Here is an 18,226-nt window from a genome sequence, read left to right on the forward strand (position 1 = left end):
TGACCTTGAGCAAACCTTGTCGCTAGAGTGACCGCGCTGGAATCCCTCAAATGGCTTAGGTCGAACGGCTCATCTGGTGCATCGCCAGATGGGGTTCACGTACCAGATTTCCAGAAGTAGCTCCCTTCAGGAGGCACCGCATGAAGAAAGCCCTGTTTGTCGCGCTCGCCATGACCGTCGGTTCTGCCGCCTTCGCTGCTCCCTTCGTCTGGCCCGCCGCCTGGACGGCCGAGCAGAACACCGCCAACAAGCGCGGTGGCGAGTACCGTTACTACTCCCTGTCGGATTACAAGACCTTCAACCCCTTCACCAGCGCGGAAGCGGACTCCATTCCTACGCTGATCGCGGCGGGGACCGGTCTGTTCGCTCAGGACCCCCGCAACGACGAGTTCATTCCCTATATGGCGGACGGCAAGCCCACCGTCAGCAACAACGGCAAGCGTTTCGTCGTGAAGATCCGTGAAGGGATGAAGTTCAGCGACGGCCAGCCCATCACGGCCGACGACTTCGTGACCACGATGCGCATCCACATGGACGACAAGGTCGGCAGCAACAGCTACGACTCTTTCCGTCTGGCAGGCAAGCCCATCACCATCAAGAAGATCGACAACTACACCGTGCAGTTCGACTTCCCGCAGGTCAGCTCCGGTGCCTACGAGCGCATGAGCTTTACCCCCTGGCCTGATCACGTGTTCGGCAAGGCCTACCGTGAAGGCGGCGCCGAGGCGATCAAGAAGATGTGGACGCTGGGCACCAACCCCAACCAGATCGTGTCCCCTGGTATGTGGACCCTGGGCAGCTACCGCGCCGGTGAGCGTGCGGTGCTGGAGCGCAACGAGCGCTGGGGCGAGTGGAACAAGGACAGCCGTGGCAACGCGCTGCCCTATCTGGCCAGCGCCTCCTACCGCATTGTCGGTGACGCCAACGCGGCGCTCGCCGCCTATCTCGCCGGTCAGATTGACAGCGTCGCGGTTCGCAACGCCGACGACCTCGCGCAGATCAAGCGCGCGATGGACGCTGGCCGCCTGAAGGCCACGCTGATCCCCAACGTCAGCCCCCAGGCGACGAGCCAGTGGATCACCTTCAACTGGAACAAGGCGGGCGATCCCTTCAAGCAGAAGCTCTTCCGTGACGTGCGCTTCCGCCGCGCCATGAGCCACATCGCCAACCGCAAGGCGATGGTCGACCTCGCGCTGGGTGGTCTGGGCACCGAGACGTACTACAGCGTCTACCCCATCTTCCGCCAGCAGATCGCGGCGGGCGCGAGCGCTCCCAAGTACCCTTATAACCTCCAGGCGGCCAGCAACCTGCTGCGCCAGATGGGCTTCACCAAGAAGAACGCCCAGGGCTACCTGGTCGACAACAGCGGCAAGGTGCTGGAGTTCAACCTCTCCACCAACGCGGGTAACACGGTGCGCGAGCAGCTCGGCCGCATCTTTGCCGACGAGGCCAAGAAGGTCGGCGTGAAGGTCAACTTCACCCCCATCGACTTCAACAACCTCGTCAACCAGCTCACCTCCAAGGGCGAGAATCGGCCCTTCGACGCGATCCTGCTGGGCCTGTCGGGCGGCAGCAACGTGTGGTCCTTCGGGTCCAACGTAACGCCCTGCGGCGGTAACCTCCACAGCTACAACAACAACTCCAAGGGGACCTGCCTGACCTCGCAGGAAACCCTGATGACCAAGCTGTACTACCAGGGCGACGCGACGCTCGACGACGCCAGGCGCCGCGCCATCGGTGGGCAGATCATGAAGGCCGAAGGCGAGCTGCAGCCCGTGATCTACTTGGTCGGCGGCAACTACCACGTGACCTTTAACGAGCGTCTCGGTGGTGAGTACCCCCGCACCATGATGGACGCCTACTACGGCAGCCGCGACCTCGCGCTGACCTTCATCAAGTAACCTCCCGCCCGCACGTACACGGGGGGTAGCTCGCACACGCGGGCTGCCCCCCACTCGCGTGAACTCTCAGGAGCGCTCCATGATTCCATTTCTCCTGCGGCGGCTGGTTCAGTCCATCCCGACGCTCCTTCTCGCCAGCGTGCTGATCTTTTTCGTGATTCAGCTTGCTCCCGGCGACTTCCTGACCCCGGCCCGCCTCAACCCCAACATCAGTCCCGAGCAGCTTGAGATTCTCTCGCGCAACTTCGGCCTTGACCGTCCTGTGTGGGAGCAGTACTTCCGCTGGATGGGCAACATGTTCCAGGGCGACTTTGGGCTGTCGTTCCAGTATCAGCAGCCGGTATTGGATGTGGTCTGGCCGCGCATCAAGAACTCGCTGTGGCTGGTACTGCTCAGCACCTTGCTCTTCTACGCGATTGCCATCCCCATCGGGGTGTATGGTGCGGTGCGCCAGAACTCGCTCGGCGACAAGTCCATCAACGTGGTGCTGTATTTCTTGCTGGGTTTCCCGAGCTTTTTCCTCGCCCTGATCGTCATCTACTTCATCTTGCTGGCGCGGGACGCAACTGGGCTAGATATTCCTATCGGTGGGATGACGAGCAACAGCTATGAGCAACTCTCCACGCTTGGCCGGGTCTGGGATGTCGCCAAGCACCTGATTATTCCGGCGGTGGTGCTGGCCGTGTCGGATGCGGCGGGGCTGACGCGTGTGATTCGGGGGCAGATGCTGGAAGTCATGCGCTCGGACTACGTGCGGACGGCGCGGGCCAAGGGCGTGGGCGAGCGCAGCGTGATCTGGAAACATACTTTCCGTAACGGCATCCTGCCCATCGTGGCGAACATCGGTGGATTGCTCCCAGCAGCGATTAGCGGAGCCGGATTCATGGAGGTGGTGTTCGCCTATCCCGGCGTCACGCCCATGCTACTGACCGCCATCAACACCCAGGACCTGTACCTGATTGCCGGATTCACGGTTATTACGACCATCCTGCTGGTGATCGGGAACGCGATCAGCGACCTGCTCCTCGCCGTGGTTGATCCGCGCGTGAAGGTAGCCTGAGGAGTCTTCTGACATGACCACGACTTCTCCTACCACCAAGGCTCCCCGCACCAAGGGCCAATCCCAGCTCTCGGTCGCCTGGGCACAGTTCCGCAAAAACCGCCTCGCCCAGGTCGGCGGGACGTTCCTGATCCTGCTGTACCTGATGGCGATCTTCGCACCCTTCCTTGCACCAGATGGGCTGTCGAGCTACTCGACCACCAACATCACCCGTTTCCACCCGCCCACGCCGGTCCACTTCCGCGATCCGGAAACGGGAGCCTTTACCCGGCCCTTCGTATACCAGTACGCGCAGCAGCTCAACCTCGAAACCTTCGTTAACGAGTACCAGCCCACCGACACGCGTTGCCCGATCTACTTCGGCGTACGCGGCGACGAGTACCGTCTGCTGGGGCTGATTCCGGGCAACATCCACCTGTTCGGCACCGGGCAGGAGAATCCGGACTGCAACGTGTACCTGATGGGTGGCGAGGGGTTGGGCCGTGATCTCTTTACCCGCATTATGTATGCCTCGCAGATCTCGCTGACCATCGGTGTGGGGGCGGTCCTGATCTCCACGATCATCGGCCTGCTGATGGGCGCGATGGCCGCTTTCTTCGGGGGTGTGGTTGATACCATCATCATGCGTCTGGTCGAGGTGCTGGCCAGCATCCCGACCCTTTTCCTGCTGATTTTGCTGCGTTCGGTGTTTCCCCAGGACATCAACCCGATCTTCGCGCTGTACATGATTCTGGGCCTGGTGGCATTTATCGGCTGGGGCGGCCTGGCCCGTGTGACCCGTGGACAACTGCTCAGCGTGCGGGAACTGGACTTCGTGTCGGCGGCGCAGGCGCTCGGCGCGGGCAACGGCCGCATCATGTGGCGGCACATGCTGCCCACCATGACTACTTATGTGATCGTGAGTCTGAGTCTGGGGATTCCGGGCGCGATCCTGACTGAATCGGGCCTGAGCTTCCTGGGCATCGGGGCGGTCGAGCCGTACGTGTCGTGGGGCAGTCTGCTGACCCAGGCGCAGGAAGGCGGCTTTTCCAGCTTCACCCAGCGGCCTTGGACGCTGATTCCCGGCTTCTTCATCGTGTTCACGGTGATGGCCTTCCAGCTTCTGGGCGACGGCCTGCGCGACGCCTTCGACCCGCGCAAGCGGTCATGAGCGGTCCGGCTTCGTAAGCTTTCTGACAGCGCCGCCCCACGCACGCGGGGCGGCGCAACTCATCCCCCCGTGATGCCTGTATGATGACGGGCGTGTTCCGCAACGTGGCGCAGGAGATGGAGGAAAGATGACCCATCAGGGTGAGGTTCTGCTGGCCGTCAATGGCCTCAAGACGTACTTCAACACCGATGACGGTGTGGTGAAGAGTGTGGATGGGGTGACTTTCCACATCAAAAAGGGCGAGACGCTCGCGGTGGTGGGGGAGTCCGGCTCGGGCAAGAGCGTGACCAGCCTCTCGATCATGCGCCTGATTCCGATGCCGCCCGGCCAGATCGTGGACGGCGAGATTCTGTTCACCGGCAAAGACGGCGTGCAAAAGGACATCGTGCACCTGCCGGAAGCCGAGATGCGCCGGATTCGCGGCAACGACATCTCGATGATCTTTCAGGAGCCGATGACCAGCCTCAACCCGGTGTACACCATCGGGGATCAGATCGGCGAGGCGGTCATGCTGCACCAGGGCAAGACCAAGCGCGAGGCCTTGGCGGTGGCAACCGAGATGCTCCGGCTGGTGGGCATCCCCGCCCCCGAGAAGCGCGTGAACGAGTACCCCCACCAGATGTCGGGCGGGATGCGTCAGCGCGTGATGATCGCGATGGCGCTGTCGTGCAACCCGGCCCTGCTGATCGCGGACGAGCCCACCACCGCGCTCGACGTGACCATTCAGGCGCAGATTCTGGACCTGATGCGCAAGCTCCAGCAGGAAATCGGCATGAGCATCCTGTTTATCACCCACAACCTCGGGGTGGTCGCCGAGATGGCCGACCGCGTCGTGGTGATGTACGGCGGGCGCGTGGTGGAAGAGGGCGACGTGGTCGAAATTTTCAAGGCGCCGCGTCACCCCTACACCATGGGGCTGCTGAACTCGATTCCGCGTGCCGGGGACGCCGCGCATGTGCCCGGCCAGCCCAAGCAGCGCCTGGAGGCGATTCCGGGCAACGTGCCCAATCCCCTCAACCTGCCCCCCGGCTGCCCCTTCGAGCCGCGCTGCAAGTTCGCAGTGGAGGCGTGCAGCGAGGCGGTGCCCCCGCTGTTCGATACGGGCGGCGGCCACGTGGCCCGCTGCATCCGCTGGCAGGAGTTCGAGCAGGCCCAGCATGAGGTGAACGCATGACCCGCACGGTGATTACCGCCGACCCCGGCGACGTGTCTGTGGCCGCCCAGACGCCCGGCATGGTCGCGGCGCCCCAGACCGCCGAGACGCTGCTGGAGGTCAACAACCTCCAGAAGTACTTCCCCATTCGCGGCGGCCTGCTCTCGCGCGTGGTGGGCAACGTCAAGGCCGTCAACGACGTGTCCTTCAAGCTGGGGCGCGGCGAGGTGGTCGGGCTGGTGGGCGAGTCGGGGTCGGGCAAGACGACCGCCGGACGCGCCATTCTGCGCCTGATTGAGCCAACGGGTGGGCAGGTCATCTTCAACGGGACCGACATCACCAAGCTCTCCAAGGGCCAGATGCGCGACTACCGCCGGGAAATGCAGATCATCTTCCAGGACCCCTTCGCATCGCTCAACCCACGCATGACGGTGGCCGACATCATCGGCGAGGCGATGCAGATTCACAACCTGCACCCCGGCCGCGACCGCATCGACCGCATCGCGGACCTGCTCGCCAAGGTGGGGCTGCGCCCCGAGCACATGCGCCGCTACCCCCACGAGTTCTCGGGCGGGCAGCGCCAGCGCATCGGCATTGCCCGTGCCCTCGCGGTGAACCCAAGTTTCATCGTGGCGGACGAGCCGGTGTCGGCGCTCGACGTATCCATTCAGGCGCAGGTCGTGAACCTCCTGCAAGACCTTCAGGAAGAACTGGGCCTGACGGTGCTGTTCATCGCGCACGACCTCGCGGTGGTGGAGTACATCTGCGACCGCATCATCGTGATGTACCTGGGCCGCGTGATGGAAATCGCGCCCAGCCGCGAGCTGAACAACAATCCCAAGCACCCCTACACCGAAGCGCTGCTCTCGGCCGCGCCCGTGCCTGACCCCACCGTCAAGCGCCAACGCATCATTCTGGAAGGCGACATCCCCAGCCCGATCAATCCGCCCAGTGGCTGCGTGTTCCGGACGAGGTGCCGCTACGCGATCGACGACTGCGCCAAGATCGTGCCCGAACTGCGCGAGGTGGGGCCGGGGCACTTCAAGGCGTGCATCCGGGACGACATCCTCTAGCGGTCAGCCGTTAAAGCCCTAGCCTGTGCTGGGGCTTTTTTTGCTGGCCGCTGGCGACTGGCGAGTGGCAGCTTTCTCACACTTCATCAGCCCCCACCCGCCAAGCTGCTCTCATGAAACAGCTTCTGACAGCGGCACTTGCGGCAGCACTCGGCACGGCCTCGGCGGCGGACCTCCGCATCTACCCCAGCTTTGCGGAGGTGCGCGAGCCGGTGCGGGCGACGGGCACTACGCTCACGGTCACGCTGCCGGAGGCGGCCTGGGCCGGGCTGATTCCGGGCACGCTGGACCTCGACGGGCTGCCCTTCACCTCGGCGGTGCAGCGGCAGGAGCCGAACTGGCTGGCCTCACTGGAGGGAAAGACGGTGTTCCTCAAGCGTGAGGGCGAGTCGACCCAGCCCGTCACCCTGATCCGGGCGCGGGACCTGCTGGTGCGCGACGCGCAGGGGCGTTACCTGACCGCCCGCTACGAGGACCTCAGCTTCGATGTGGCGCCGCCCGTCAATCCGCTGTCGCCCACCCAGACGTTGACCTTTACGCTGCCGCAGGCGGGCGCGGGGACATTGGCGTACCTGACGCGGGGGGTGACCTGGGCGCCGCGCTACACCCTGCGGGCCAGCAACCAGGGCGCCCAGCTCTCGGCGCTGGCGGACATCCGCAACGGCACCGACCTCGCCTATGACGTGAAGGCGACCGAGCTGTACGCCGGGGACGTGGAGGTGCGCGGGCAGCCGGTGCCCTTTCCCCAGGCCGCGTTCCGCAACGAGGCGGCCGATACGGCGGGAGCGGTGGCAGCGGCCCCCACCATCAACTCCCAGGGCGAACTGCGCGGCCTGTACCGCTACGCCCTCTCCGCGCCCTTTACCCTGCCTGCCAACAGCGTGGTGACGCTGCCCTTCCTGACGCCCAAGCTGACGGGATTCGAGCGCTACGCGGGCCTGAACACCTACTTCACCCCGCAGAACACGTCGGGCACGCTGAGCCGCTTCTACCGCCTCAAGGCCGACGAGCGCCTGCCCGGCGGATTGATCACCGTGCGCGAGGAAGGCCGCCTGGTGGGCCAGACCAGCATCCCCGAGACGGCGCAGGGTGCCCAGATCGAGTTCAGCCTGGGCAACGACCCCGACGTGCGCTATACGCGGGCGGTGCAGACGGTGAGCAGCGAACGCAACGCGCAGGGCAACCCGGTCAAGACGACCTACCGGGTCACCTACACCTTCGAGAGCAGCAAGGACCGGGCCGTGCGGGCCGAGGTCACCGAGATCGTGGGCGGCCGCCGCATCGTGATCGACTCCGCGCCCGCCCGCCAGAACCAGGCCCGCGCCGAGCTGCGGGTGGACGTGCCCGCCGGGGGCAAGGCGACGCGGAGCTTCACGGTGGTGGTGGACAACAGCTAGTCGCCAGCTTCCGGCAGTCGGCACAAGGGCCTCCGCTCAAGCAGAGGCCCTTTCTTGCTGGTCACTGGAAGCTGGCCGCTCTACACGATCCCTTCCAGATACGCCCGCGCGTCCGCCTTGACCGGCATGAAATAGGCGTGCTGGCCCCGCTCCCGTGCGAAGGCGAGCAGGTCGGCGGCAAAGGCGCGGTTCCACTCCAGCGTCGGCTCGAAGGTGCGGGGAAAGACGGCGTGGTTGCGTGCCCGCCAGTAGCCGAGCGAGGACGTGGTCAACACGCTGGTCGCGCCCCACCAGACCTCGGCGTCCCCAGGGATCAGGTCGGCGTAGGCCGCCATCAGGCGCAGGTCGAAAAAGGGCTGGGTGAAAAAGCCACAGGCGCCCGCCTCCAGCTTGCGCTCCAGGTAGTCGCGCTCGCGGGCGAGGCTCTGGCGGTAGGGGTCCAGGCCCGCGTAGACCCGCACGTGCGGCAGTTCGCGCCGAAAGCGCCGAATCGCCCGCACCGCGTCCATGTCATACACGCGGGCACTCATGTCGGCGGGAGCGTCCCCGGTGACGATCAGCACCTCGTCGATGCCTTGTTCGGCGAGAGTGTCCGCCATCGCCAGCGGGCCGTCCGGGTCGAGGTCCACGGCGCGGATATGCGGAATGGCCCGGTAACGGGGCCGGGCCAGGGCGCATCCCTGCCAGGAACGGGTCGAGTAGCGGGCCAGGTCCACCACGTTGACGGTGTCCACGCCCCGGAGATGCTGCGCGACCGCCTCCAGCTCGGCCCGCAGGCCGCTGCGCGAGCGCGGCACGAGTTCGATGGAGATGCGGGTGGGGGAGGGGGTCATTGCACGCCTCCGGCAGAGGGTCGAGGGGTCAAGGCGTCGAGCGGTCGAGAGGGGGTCTCGCTCGACTTCTCGACCTCTCGACTTCTCGACTTCCCCGCGTCATACGCCAGAATCGGTCCCAACCACCGCTCCGCCTCCTCGACCGTCCAGCCCTTGCGCCCCGCGTAGTCCCCCACCTGGTCGCGCCCGATGCGGCCCACGGCGAAGTACCGCGCCTCGGGGTGGGCGAAGTACAGGCCGGAGACGGCGGCGGCGGGGGACATGGCGCAGGACTCGGTGAGCGAGAGGCCGATTTCCTCAGCGTTCAGGAGGCCGAAGATGGTCCGCTTCTCGGTGTGGTCGGGCTGGGCGGGGTAGCCCGGCGCGGGGCGGATGCCGACGTAGCGCTCCCGGATGAGGTCGTCGTTGCTCAGCGTCTCCTCGGGCGCGTAGCCCCAGTAATGGGTCCGCACGTCGCGGTGCAGCTTCTCGGCGAACGCCTCGGCCAGCCGGTCCGCGACCGCCTTGGTCAGGATGCTCATGTAATCGTCGTGTTGCCTCTCGTAGTCGCGGGCGAGTTCTTCGGCTCCGTGGATGGCGACCGCGAAGGCGCCGATGTGGTCGCCTCTGAGCGCCACGAAGTCGGCCAGCGCCGTGTTCGGCGTCGCCTGGTCGCGCTGCTGGCGCAGGGTGTGGAGGGTGGTGGTCGAGAGGTCCAGGGGTCGAGAGGTCGAGCCCTGGCGGCGCCCCCCTGTTGGACGTCCCGGCGTCTCCACCACGATGTCGTCCCCCTGACGGTGGGCGGGCCAGAGGCCAATGACGCCGCGGGCCGTCATCAACCCTTCCTCCATGACCCGCTTCAAAAGCGCCTGCGCATCGTCAAAGAGCCCCCGTGCCTCCACGCCGCGCAGGGGGTCGGTGAGGATGTTCGGGTAGATGCCCTTCATCTCCCAGGCGATGAAAAAAGGCGTCCAGTCGATGTAGTCGAGGAGTTCCGCGATGGGCTGTTCGATGACCGTCCGCCCCAGGACGTGCGGCGTGGGGACGGCGGCGGGGGAGAGGCGGGGGGCACGCTCGTGCGCCTCGTTCAGAGGGATCAGCCGCACCTGCCGCTCCCCGTGCCGTTCGCGCAAGGCCTCGTACTCGGCGCGGGTGCGCTCTTGCACGGCGCTCGGGTCGCTCAGCAGGTCGCCCACCACGCCGACCGCGCGGCTGGCGTCGAGGACGTGGACGACCGTGCCGTCGTAGGCCGGGTCGATCTTGACCGCCGTGTGGGCGCGGCTGGTCGTCGCCCCGCCGATCAGGAGCGGCGTCTTCAGCCCCCGCCGCGTCATCTCCCGCGCCACATTCACCATCTCGTCGAGGCTGGGGGTGATCAGGCCGCTCAGCCCGATCACGTCCGCCCCCAGCTCCCGCGCCGTGTCCAGAATCTTCTCGGTGGGCACCATCACGCCGAGGTCGGTCACCTGATACCCGTTGCAGGCGAGCACCACCCCCACGATGTTCTTGCCGATGTCGTGAACGTCGCCCTTCACGGTGGCGAGGAGGACCTTGCCCTTGCCGCTGCTCCCGGTCTGCTCGGCCTCCAGATACGGGGTGAGGTGGGCGACGGCGCGTTTCATCACGCGGGCGGACTTGACCACCTGCGGCAGGAACATCTTCCCGGCCCCGAAGAGGTCGCCCACCACGTTCATGCCGTCCATCAGCGGCCCCTCGATCACGGCGAGGGGGGAGCCGAGCAGACGGTAAGCCTCCTCGGCGTCCTCCGTCACGTGGTCGGTCATGCCCTGGACGAGGGCGTGTTTCAGCCGCTCAGCGACCGGGAGTTCGCGCCAGGCGCTCTGGGCTGTGGCCTCGCGCTTCACGTCCTTGTAGCTCTCGGCAAGCTGAATCAGCCGCTCGGTCGCGTCCGGCCTCCGCGCCAGAATCACGTCCTCCACCGCCTCACGCAATTCCGGCTCGATGTCGTCGTACACGGCGAGCATCCCGGCGTTCACGATGCCCATGTCGAGGCCCGCCCGGACCCCGTGGTACAGGAAGACGGCGTGCATCGCCTCCCGGACGTGGTTGTTGCCCCGGAAGGAAAAGGACACGTTGGAGATGCCGCCCGACACGAGCGCCCCCGGCAGGTTCGCCTTGATCCAGCGCGTCGCCTCGATGAAGTCCAGCGCGTAACGGTCGTGCTCCTCCAGCCCCGTCGCCACCGTCAGCACGTTGGGGTCGAAGATGATGTCCTGCGGGGGGAAGCCCGCCTCCTCGGTCAGCAGCCTGTAGGCGCGGGAGGTGATCTCGACACGCCGCTCCAGGTTGTCCGCCTGCCCCTCCTCGTCGAAGGCCATGACGACGGCGGCGGCCCCGTACCGGCGCAGCAGCCGGGCGCGTTCCAGAAACTTCTCCGGCCCGTCCTTGAGGCTGATCGAGTTCACGACCGCCTTGCCCTGCACGCGCTTGAGGCCCGCCTCCAACACCTCCCAGCGCGAGGAATCGAGCATCAGCGGCACGCGGGAAATGTCCGGCTCGCCCGCGAGGAGGTTGACGAACTTCACCATCGCCGCCTCGCCGTCGAGCATCCCCTCGTCGAAATTTACATCCACGAGCTGCGCTCCGTTCTGGACCTGCTGCCGCGCGATCTTGAGGCCCGCGTCGTAGTCGCCCGCGAGAATCGCCTTGGCGAACTTGGGGCTCCCCGTCACGTTCGTCCGCTCGCCCACGTTCACGAAATTGGTCTCGGGGGTGACGGTGAACGCTTCCAGCCCGCTCAGGCGAAGGTAAGGCGGGAGCTTTGGGGCGGTGCGGGGAGGCAGACCGGAGACAGCCTCCACCATCGCGCGAATGTGCCCCGGTGTCGTCCCGCAGCACCCGCCCACGATGTTGACCAGCCCCTCTTCCGCGAAGGAACGCAGCACGGAGGCCGTGTGCTCGGGCGTCTCGTCGTACTCCCCGAAGGCGTTGGGCAATCCCGCGTTGGGGTGGACGGAGACGAGTGCTTCCGTGTTCGCCGCGATGGCCCGCAGGTGGGGCCGCAGGAGGTCCGCGCCCAGCGCACAGTTCAGCCCCAGGCTGAAGAGGTTCGCGTGCTCGGTGCTGACCGCGAACGCTTCCGGCGTCTGCCCGCTGAGCGTGCGCCCGGAAGCGTCCGTGATCGTCCCCGACAGCATGATGGGGAAGGTCTTTCCAGCCCTGGCGAACACCTCCTCGCACGCGAAGAGGGCCGCCTTCGCGTTCAGGGTGTCGAAGACGGTCTCGATCAGGATGAGGTCCGCGCCGCCCGCCAACAGCCCCTCCACCTGTTCCGTGTACGCGGCGACCAGATCGTCGAAGGTGATGTTGCGGAACTCGGGCCGCTCCACGTCGGGGGAGAGGGTGGCCGTGCGGTTGGTGGGGCCGACCGACCCGGCGACCCAACGGGGGCGACCGTCGTGGGCCGTGAACTCGTCGGCGACCTCGCGGGCGAGCCGGGCGCCCACCTCGTTCATGGCACGTACCAGATGTTCGGTGCCGTAGTCGGCCTGTGAAATCGACGTGGAGTTGAAGGTGTTCGTGGAGGCGATGTCCGCGCCCGCCTCGAAGTACGCGCGGTGAACATCCCGAATCACGTCGGGCCGGGTGAGTTGCAGCAGGTCGAAGTTGCCCCGGTACATCCGCAGGGGGTCCGCTTCCGGCCAGCGAAAGTCGCCCTCCGTCAGCTCCGCCCGCTGGAGCATGGTGCCCCAGGCGCCGTCCAGCACCAGAATTCGTTCCCGCGCGTGCGCGTGAATGCCCTGTGTATCTGCCATCCCCTCACCTCGGTGACACAGGCGGCGCCTCTGGCAGCAGCCTGTTCTCTCTCGAATACGTCAAAACAGCGCCAACTCTGGGGCCACCCTGCTCCCGCTGCGCCATCGTCGGCGGCCGGGCGGAAGCTTTCCCGTGGAGCACCGTGGCCGTGATGGGGGCCAGTTGCCGCGCCGTCACCGGGTGGGAAAAGCCCTCGGGCGCTCTGGATGGCCGTGCTCAAAGGGGCACGACGGGGAAGAGGATAGCGCGGGGACTCCAGGGTGAACTGGAGTGGAATGGACAGGTCCGGCTCAGCCCGACTTGGCGGGCTCTTGCAATCGCCACCGCTGCACCTTGCCGCTGGGAGTGCGCGGCAGTTCGGGCAGGCGGGTGAAGGTCAGCGGGCGCAGGCGGCGGGGCAGGGACTCGCGCAGGGCGGCGTGCCACTCGGGGTCGGCGGGCGCGTCCGGCCCCGGTACCACGAAGGCGTGGAGGGCCTGGCCGTATTCGGCGCTGGGCACCGGACATACGGCACACTCGCGCACGCCGGGCAGCGCGGCGATCTGGGCTTCCACCTCCGCCGGGAAGACGTTCTCGCCGCCGATCAGCATGAGGTCGTCGGCCCGTCCGGTCACGAAGAGGCAGCCCGCCTGATCCCATCTTCCCAGGTCCCCGGTGGCCCGGTCACGCCCCACCACGACCTCGCCCCGGTCCCCCTCCAGCCGCACCCGCACGCCGGGGAGGGGGCGGCCCACCGTGCCCGGCGCCGCGCTCAAATCGGCGGGGGTGGCGAGCGAGATCAGGCCCGCCTCGGTGGAGCCGTAGAGGTTGAACAGCACGTCGCCCAGCCGCTCCCGCGTCCGCACCGCCAGCGCCGGGTCCAGCGGCGCCGAGCCACACACGATGGTGCGGAGGACCGGTGCTGTCCCGCCCATCTCCGCCAGAAGGCGGTGCAGGACAGTAGGCACGAGCACCAGCACCTCGATGCGCTCGCGCTCCAGCATGGCCCACAGCTCGCGGGCACCCCGCCCCGCCGCGAGGTGAACGGGGGCACCCATCCCCAGCCCCACCGCCAGAGCCGCCAGCCCGTGCCCGTGGAAGAGGGGCAGTGGCAGCAGGGTGGGCGCTCCTGCCCGCAGGTCCAGCGCCTCCAGCAGCGCCCCCGCGCTCGCCAGCGCCGCCTCCGGCGACCACGAGCGCCGCACGACTTGCGCCTCGCCCGTCGTGCCGGAGGTCAGCAGGACCGGGCGACCCATGTGGGGTGGGGGCCTTGTGCGGGCTGGGGGTGCGTCTTGCAGATCGTCCAGGCCCCACACGGGCACCTCGCTGGACCCGCCCTTTGCAAGCGGGGCGTCCACCAGCAGCGCCCGCATGTTCTGTGCCCGCACCAGTGCCCCGAGCGCGACCTCCGACTGCGCCGGATTCAGGAGAACCACCCGCAGCCCCAGCCGCAGCGCTCCCAGCAGCGCCGCCACGGCGTCCGCACTCTGCCCGGCCCGCAGCCCGACCGTCTGACCGGGGCGGAGGTGGGGAACCAGGGCTGCCGTCACCCGGTCGGCCCGCTCGCGCAGTTCCCCGAAAGTCACGGGGCCGCCCCTGTCCACCAGCGCCACGCGCTCCGGCTCCCGGCCCGCCCACCACGCGGCGAGTGCGTACAGGCCCGGTCCCTCGCGGCTCAGGGTTGTCAACAACCTCGCCAGAGCGGATGCAGGCGCCGGGGAGAGGACCCCGCTGCGCCGCACCGCTCGCCAGCCTGCCCTCACCGCCGACCCCAGCGCCGCTCGGTGTCCTCCAACCGGGCCAGCCCCCTCGCCAGCAGCCCCGGCGCGAGGAGGCCCGCGACCTCCACCGGGCGCAGCCACCACGGGGCCACCCGGACGACCGGGCGCACCAGCGGCAGCAACGCGGCGTGGGCGGCCTCGTCCGCGCTCAGGGCAGGCAGGACGCGGTAGGCGCGGGTGGGGGCGATCATGGGCGTCCGCACGAGGGGCAGGTACACGCTGGCGATCCGCACGCCCTGGCCCCGGACCTCAGCTCCCAGGGCGTGCAGCCACAGGTCGAAGCCCGCCTTGCTGCCCTGATACGCCCCCCAGCGCGGCGCCCCCACATGCCGCGCCGAGACGCTGGAGACGTTCACGATCACGCCGCCCCACCGCACCATCCCCGGCAGCAGCGCGAGCAGCAGGGCCGCCGGGCCGCTGAAATTGACCGCCAGCAGCCGCCCCAGATCGTCCCGCACCGCTCCCTCCAGCGCCGAACGCCGCACCGATTTCCCCGCGTTGCTGACCACCGCCCAGAGGTCCGGGTGGTCGGCCCCGATTTGCGCGGCGACCGCCTTCACCGCCTCGGGGTCGGCCAGGTCGGCGGGGTAGATGTGCGCCCGGCCCCTTTCTGCGCGGATGCCCGCCGCGACCTCTCCCAGTCGCCCCGCCCGCCGCGCGAGCAGCAGCACCTCGGCCCCCGCCGCCCCCAGTTGCCGCGCCGCCGCCGCCCCGATGCCCGACGACGCCCCCGTCACGAGGACCGGGCGACCCGCGACCGCCGCCCGCAGCGCCTCCGGGTCACGGCAGGCGGGTGGGGACAGAAGTAGGCGGGCCAGGGACATGGGCCGATGCTGGCACAGCTCCGCCAGACATGCGGCCGGAACGGCGGGTATGGCCTGTGGCCCGTTCAGCTCCTATGAACCACTCCGGCGCAACCCGCAGCCAGGGGCGCTGGCGGGGCTCCGCCTCAGCCCACCGTCTCCGCCGCCCTCGGATAGCTCCCGATGATCTTCGCGTAGCTCGCTTTCCTCAGCACTCCGGCCAACCCCTGCGCCACCTGCGGGTCGTGGGCCGAGCCCTCGATATCCACGTAGATCAGGTAGCTCCAGGCCCGGTCGCGGCGGGGCCTGGACTCGATGCGCGAGAGGTTCAGACCTCGCAACTCGTTCAGCGTCTCGACCAGAAAGCCGGGGGTGTGGCGCACCGCGAAGACGAGGCTGGTCTTGTGCGGCGCGTCCGAGGGCTCGGGTTCATGGCGCGAGAGCAGCAGGAAGCGGGTGAAGTTGAAAGGCTCGTCCTCGATCTCGCGGGCCAGGATGTGCAGGCCATACAGTTCGGCGGCGCGGGCGGAGGCGATGGCAGCCTCGTCCCTCGCGCCCCGCGCGGCGAGGTCCTGGGCACTTCCAGCGGTGTCGTGCGCGGCGACGGGCTGCCACCCGTGCTGGCGAATCAGCCCGGTGCACTGGTCGAGTGCGGGCTGCTGCGACACGACCCGGCGGATGTCTTCCAACCGCACACCCGGCAACGCCATCAGGCAGTGACTGACGCGCACGACGACCTCGCCCGCAACGTGCAGGTCGGTTTCCGCGAGCAGGTCGGTGGTCTGGTGAATCGCCCCCATCAGGCTGTTCTCGACCGGGAGGACCCCGTAGTCGGCCCCGCCGCCCTCCACCGCCGCCGCGACCTCGTGGAAGGTGGGAAAGCCGCGCGTGCCCACGCCCGTGTGGGAAATCCCGGCGCTCCCCAGCGCGTGCAGGGCAGCGATTTCCCCGTAAGCCCCCGGATTCCCCTGAAAGGCCACCACGGGAGAGGGCCGCGTGCCCGCCGGAGCTGTTCCTGACCCGTTCATGGAAGGCAGGCTAGCGTGCCCGGCCCGCCCCGGTGGGCCGTTCGGTGGGGCTACACTGCCGGGGTGCTTCCCCTGATGCCTGATCCGGTGCTCGACCTCGACGCCGCCGCCCTCAGCGCCGCCACGCGCCGGGGCGACCTCACCGCGCTGGAAGTGACCCGCACCTACCTCGCCCGGCTACGGGCGCACAACCCCCGCCTGCGGGCCGTCATCACGGTCAACGAGGCGGCCGAGGCCGACGCCGAGCGCCTCGACGCCCTGCCCCCCGAGCGGCGCGGCCCGCTGCACGGCCTCCCCCTTCTGATCAAGGACAACATCGACGTGGCGGGGTTGCCCACGACCGCCGGAAGCCTGCTGATGACCCGGCACGTGCCCCGGCAGGACGCGCCGCTGGTGGCCCGGCTGCGGGCGGCGGGCGCGGTGATCCTGGGCAAGGCCAACCTGACCGAGTGGGCCAATTTCATGACGCTGGGGATGACGAACGGCTACTCCGGGGCGGGCGGCCAGACGGTGAATCCCTGGGGCGAGGGCATTGACACGGGCGGGTCGTCGAGCGGGAGCGGCGTGGCGGTCGCGGCGCGGCTGTGCGTGGCGGCGATCGGCACCGAGACGAGCGGCTCGATTCTCAGCCCGGCGCAGCAGAGCGGCGTGATCGGGCTCAAGCCCACCGTGGGCCTGATTCCGCGCACGGGCGTGGTGCCCATCTCCCACAGCCAGGACACCGCCGGGCCGATCACCCGCTCGGTGCGCGACGCGGCCCTGCTCGCCGGGGTGATGGCCGGTCCCCACGAGGCGGACGAGGCCAGCCGCCGCTTCCCGGTGCCGGGGTTGGCCCTGCCCGAGGGGGCGCTCGCGGGTGCCCAGATCGGCGTGATGCGCGAGCCCCCTGGCGGCCCCCTCTCCCCGGCAGAGACGGCGGCCCTTGTCCGCGCCGAGGCCGTGCTGCAAGGGACCGGGGCCACCCTGCGCGACGTGACGCTTCCCAGCGCCGCCGACCTGAGCGGCTGGCGGCTGGAGGTGCTCGTCTACGAGTTCAAGCACGACCTCAATGCCTACCTCGCCGGGGTGCAGGACGGCCCCCGCAGCCTCGCGGAAGTCATCGCCGGAAACGACGAGGACCCCGAACGCTTCCAGCGCTACGGGCAGACGCTGCTGCACGCCGCCGAGGGCACGCGCGGCGACCTCTCGGAGCGGGCCTACCGGGAGGCGCGGGCACGCGACCTCGAACTCTCGCGGACGCGGGGCCTCGATCCCCTGTTCGCGGACGGCTTCGACGCCCTGCTGTGGCCGGGGCTGCGCGGTTACTCGGTGGGCGCCAAGGCAGGCTATCCCAGCGTGACGGTGCCGACCGGGCTGCACGAGGGCGCCCCGACCGGCGTGCTGCTGACCGGCCCGGCGGCGAGCGACGGGCGCGTGCTGGCGCTCGCCGCCGACCTCAACCTGCGCCTGGGCGGGGTGCAGTTTCCGCCCGACCCGAGCTGACCGCCGGCGCGGCCTGTAGGAGGGGCGGCTTGACCCCCTGCCCCGGTCCGCCCTAGCATGCGGCAGCTTGGGGGGGCGGTTAGCTCAGTGGTAGAGCTTTCGCTTTACACGCGACGGGTCGGGGGTTCAAATCCCTCACCGCCCACCAACGACGCAGGATCAGACGGCGGACTGCCCCACGGGGTGGTCCGCTTTCTGCTGGGTGCTTCCAGTTGGAGCGTGGCCGTGCCGCCCCGCCCATTGACGGTCCGTTGACGCCCCGTGCGTCACCCTTTCGCCACAGGGTTCAGGAAGGGGGCAGGCGGCCACGGTCACCCTCCGGACCCCGGAAAGGAGTGTCCGCTGCTGCTGGCCCGCCGTGTCTGCCGCGCCTCTTCAGCCCCCTCGCTTCAGAAAGGCCGACCCATGACCCTGTCGCTGCGCCCGCTGTTCGCCCACCGCAAGCCCCTCAGCCTGCTGCTGGCCCTGGCCGCCACGGCCGCCCTGGCCCGCGACCACACCTATCTGGAAACGCTGCGGGGCAACCTGCGCGACGGCTACTACCGCACCCATACGGTGACGCTCTACGCCGGGTACACCTATTACTTCCTGGGAACGTGCGACAGCGACTGCTACGACCTCGACCTGAAGTTGAAGACCACGGCGGGCACGACCCTGTCCTCGGACACGGCCGACGACGACGAGCCCGTGGTGGGTTTGCATGTCACGCGCACCGGCCGCTACAACTTGGAAGTTCACATGCCGGACTGCACCGTCAACCCCTGCGAGTACGAGGTGGAAATTCACGCCGAGTAGGGGGCTGTGAGGGGCCGGGGAGATTGGCGTCAATC

13 protein-coding genes and 1 tRNA gene are annotated in these 18,226 nt (G+C 68.4%); 9 read left to right on the forward strand and 5 right to left on the reverse strand.

Annotated features, from left to right (window positions below; genetic code table 11):
• The first annotated feature begins 140 nt into the window (after positions 1–140).
• The 6 genes from L1280_RS00810 to L1280_RS00835 all read left to right on the forward strand — a co-directional run bounded on the left by L1280_RS00810 (position 141) and on the right by L1280_RS00835 (position 7,734).
• The gene (locus tag L1280_RS00810; RefSeq protein WP_253580120.1) at positions 141–1,901 is read left to right on the forward strand and encodes an ABC transporter substrate-binding protein; all 1,761 of its coding nucleotides are present in this window, start codon (positions 141–143) and stop codon (positions 1,899–1,901) included.
• 79 nt (positions 1,902–1,980) lie between these two features.
• On the forward strand, positions 1,981–2,961 hold the full coding sequence (locus L1280_RS00815) for an ABC transporter permease (protein WP_253580121.1): 981 nt from the start codon (positions 1,981–1,983) through the stop codon (positions 2,959–2,961).
• A gap of 13 nt (positions 2,962–2,974) precedes the next feature.
• Positions 2,975–4,111 carry an ABC transporter permease gene (locus tag L1280_RS00820; protein WP_253580122.1) on the forward strand — a complete coding sequence of 379 codons (1,137 nt, stop codon included), beginning with the start codon at positions 2,975–2,977 and terminating at the stop codon, positions 4,109–4,111.
• A gap of 127 nt (positions 4,112–4,238) precedes the next feature.
• A complete protein-coding gene (locus tag L1280_RS00825) occupies positions 4,239–5,285 on the forward strand; it encodes an ABC transporter ATP-binding protein (protein ID WP_253580123.1) in 1,047 nt (348 codons plus the stop codon).
• A 59-nt stretch (positions 5,286–5,344) separates the two neighbouring features.
• A complete protein-coding gene (locus L1280_RS00830) occupies positions 5,345–6,337 on the forward strand; it encodes an ABC transporter ATP-binding protein (RefSeq protein WP_253581051.1) in 993 nt (330 codons plus the stop codon).
• 113 nt (positions 6,338–6,450) lie between these two features.
• Positions 6,451–7,734: a DUF4139 domain-containing protein gene (locus L1280_RS00835; protein WP_253580124.1), complete on the forward strand. Its 1,284-nt coding sequence runs from the start codon at positions 6,451–6,453 to the stop codon at positions 7,732–7,734.
• Positions 7,735–7,814: 80 nt separating this feature from the next.
• Here L1280_RS00835 and L1280_RS00840 read toward each other — a convergent pair whose 3' ends face one another.
• From L1280_RS00840 to L1280_RS00860, 5 genes are all read right to left on the reverse strand, one after another.
• Positions 7,815–8,567 carry a methylenetetrahydrofolate reductase gene (locus tag L1280_RS00840; protein WP_253580125.1) on the reverse strand — a complete coding sequence of 251 codons (753 nt, stop codon included), beginning with the start codon at positions 8,565–8,567 and terminating at the stop codon, positions 7,815–7,817.
• Positions 8,564–12,322 (reverse strand): methionine synthase, encoded by a 3,759-nt coding sequence (gene metH, locus L1280_RS00845; protein WP_253580126.1) that lies wholly within the window; start codon positions 12,320–12,322, stop codon positions 8,564–8,566. Before metH ends, L1280_RS00840 begins: the two co-directional genes overlap by 4 nt.
• Before the next feature lie 291 nt (positions 12,323–12,613).
• Complete coding sequence (locus tag L1280_RS00850) at positions 12,614–13,993, reverse strand: class I adenylate-forming enzyme family protein (RefSeq protein WP_253580127.1); 1,380 nt, start codon at positions 13,991–13,993, stop codon at positions 12,614–12,616.
• Between the two features lie 68 nt (positions 13,994–14,061).
• Positions 14,062–14,907, reverse strand: coding sequence for an SDR family NAD(P)-dependent oxidoreductase (locus L1280_RS00855; protein WP_253580128.1), 846 nt, complete (start codon positions 14,905–14,907; stop codon positions 14,062–14,064).
• Between the two features lie 125 nt (positions 14,908–15,032).
• Entirely contained in the window at positions 15,033–15,914 is an 882-nt protein-coding gene (locus tag L1280_RS00860) for a prephenate dehydratase (RefSeq protein ID WP_253580129.1), read from the reverse strand.
• Positions 15,915–15,989: 75 nt separating this feature from the next.
• Between L1280_RS00860 and L1280_RS00865 the strand changes: the two genes are divergently transcribed.
• From L1280_RS00865 to L1280_RS00875, 3 genes are all read left to right on the forward strand, one after another.
• On the forward strand, positions 15,990–17,396 hold the full coding sequence (locus L1280_RS00865; protein ID WP_253581052.1) for an amidase family protein: 1,407 nt from the start codon (positions 15,990–15,992) through the stop codon (positions 17,394–17,396).
• 73 nt (positions 17,397–17,469) lie between these two features.
• Positions 17,470–17,544, forward strand: a tRNA-Val gene (locus tag L1280_RS00870).
• 257 nt (positions 17,545–17,801) lie between these two features.
• Positions 17,802–18,191 (forward strand): hypothetical protein, encoded by a 390-nt coding sequence (locus tag L1280_RS00875; protein WP_253580130.1) that lies wholly within the window; start codon positions 17,802–17,804, stop codon positions 18,189–18,191.
• The last annotated feature ends 35 nt before the right edge of the window (positions 18,192–18,226 follow it).

This window comes from Deinococcus sp. HSC-46F16 (assembly GCF_024171495.1).
In the GTDB taxonomy this organism is placed as follows: domain Bacteria; phylum Deinococcota; class Deinococci; order Deinococcales; family Deinococcaceae; genus Deinococcus.